Genomic DNA, 2013 nt, shown 5'->3' with positions numbered 1-2013 from the left:
ATCGTCCATTTCAGATCATCTGATAGTACAATATCCCTGGAACAATCCAGCAGGTATCGGGCACGGGTGTTGATCACAGAAAGGGCAACCCCCTCATCAAGAGGATAAAACATCCGTTCCGGGAGAGACTCAAGCGCCAATTTCAACTGCTCTGTAATGTCCTGAAGTGAGACAGAACTTCTTTCAAAAAATATCGTATGAGGCGAGGAACAGGCTGCCTGATTATAGAGAACAATATCCTGTGCAAGTCCTTTTAGCATCGATGAAAATTCAGGTGACTCAATCGCTTCCTTATCAAAAACTGCGAATGAATATTTTGGACCATATACAATCGTATCAGCATGCACCTGATGAGGGAGACGGGATATCGTCTGCACTGCCAAATCACTTCCATATAGTACCCTGCAATCTGCAGAAAGTGAAAACAGACAACTCAGGTCTTCGTTCCTGCCTGGGAAGGAAACCAGTGAAACCGTTGAGGAAATGATCTTCCCGCAATAACACACTCCCTCAATTTCAATGGTTACCTGCTCAAGTTTTTGTAATAACGGGTTGAGATAGTTATAAACCCCGGGATGGATTTTCAGAATACTGGCATTTTTTCCAAGAGCCGCTAAAACTAGAGAAAAAAACCCCAAAAGCGGAATATTTCCTGCAATCCAGTGACAGACAATTCCCCGTGGAACATGAATCATCTCATATCGGGAGTCGATAGGGATAGGACCACTGAAACCAGGTGCTTTCCCAAAGTTAACCCGATAGATTGCCTGGAGGTTCTCCTTCCGAAGCCAGAGCGAAAGATAAGAAAGACCTGGAATAGAGACCAGGGATGGATCTTGTAGGATCTCCTTCCCGAATTGTGCAAACAGGCGGATGATGATCTCATCCGGACAATCAAACAGGGCACGACGATTCTCCTCCAGTTCCCTGATCAATTCGGCGAATGATTCTGCATATCGTTCTTTGCCTACACAGCCCCCTGCATAAATATGAATATTATCGTCCATGATCCACCCGGAAGGTATCCCCGCATCCACGAACTTCTGCACGTTCGACCCGTGACAAAAATTCAAAGAACATGCCTCTCCTTCCGCAGGGGCATCCATCCCACCCGATAATTCTCCCGGTATCCTCGGTAAGAAGAGCCTGTCCATAATAACTATTGGGGAGAATGCTCATTACCTCAATCAGTCCGCGTTCTCCTTTCCCACAGGGCTTTAAGGTCTGAATATTCCGGATAATGATTTTTGAACACGATGGTACATGCTTACATCCACACTCACAATCCGGAAAGATGATACCAGTCTGTTCTGCCATACCGTAGAAATCCAAAACACGGAACGAAGGTATTCCAAAGAAATCACGAATATTCTTGGTAAAAAAATCCTTCCCAACAGCGATTTTCTGGAGGTTTTTCCATCCTCCCCCATGAAACAGAGTGCCTTCTGAAAGATGAAGATGAATATCATGTTCCTTGAAATACGGTATGCATACCGACCATATAATCCAGGTAAAACCAAACAGATATACCGGTATATTCCGGTCAAGTTGTCTGATCTCTTCAAGAGCATCAGGATCTACGGTGAGTGAATCGCCTTCTTTTTTCAATAAATAAATTGTTTTCCGGGCATAGAGAGACAAACCCCTGACCCCTGCAGTCCGGGCTGAAAATTCGGTGGCAGGATCATTTATCTCCGGGTGATCTATTACAATAAAGATAAGACGCTTCGGCCCAAGATAATGCGCAAGGATCTTCGAGAGAGATTTATTCTGATTCTGAATAGTAATTTTATCTAAGGGAATCTTACTCGTCTGCTGCCCGGTTGTTCCTGATGAGCGAAGCGTCTTTACAACATCTTCAGCAGGTACCGTTGCAAGATTGAACTCTTTGAACATGGTTACCGGCACCCAGGGGACATCAGTCAGGGAAGATATCGCATCAGGGTTCAGGAAAATTTTTTCGAAATATGACCGAATATGTGGATTGACACGTGCATTCCAGATCTGCTCTTT

At 44.6% G+C, this 2013-nt stretch carries 2 protein-coding genes; both read right to left on the bottom strand.

The features are described from left to right. A partial coding sequence (locus PLA23_RS12925) for an acyl-CoA reductase (protein ID WP_324475457.1) occupies positions 1–1007 on the bottom strand: 1007 nt, incomplete at its 3' end. Beyond that, positions 997–2013: LuxE/PaaK family acyltransferase (locus tag PLA23_RS12920; RefSeq protein WP_324475456.1), on the bottom strand; the 1017-nt coding region annotated here is incomplete at its 5' end. The genes PLA23_RS12925 and PLA23_RS12920, both read right to left, overlap by 11 nt.

Origin of the sequence: Methanospirillum sp., assembly GCF_035406105.1 — an archaeon.
Lineage (GTDB): Archaea > Halobacteriota > Methanomicrobia > Methanomicrobiales > Methanospirillaceae > Methanospirillum.
Note: the sequence above shows the minus strand (reverse complement) of the source record. Positions and strands in the feature narration are given on the sequence as shown.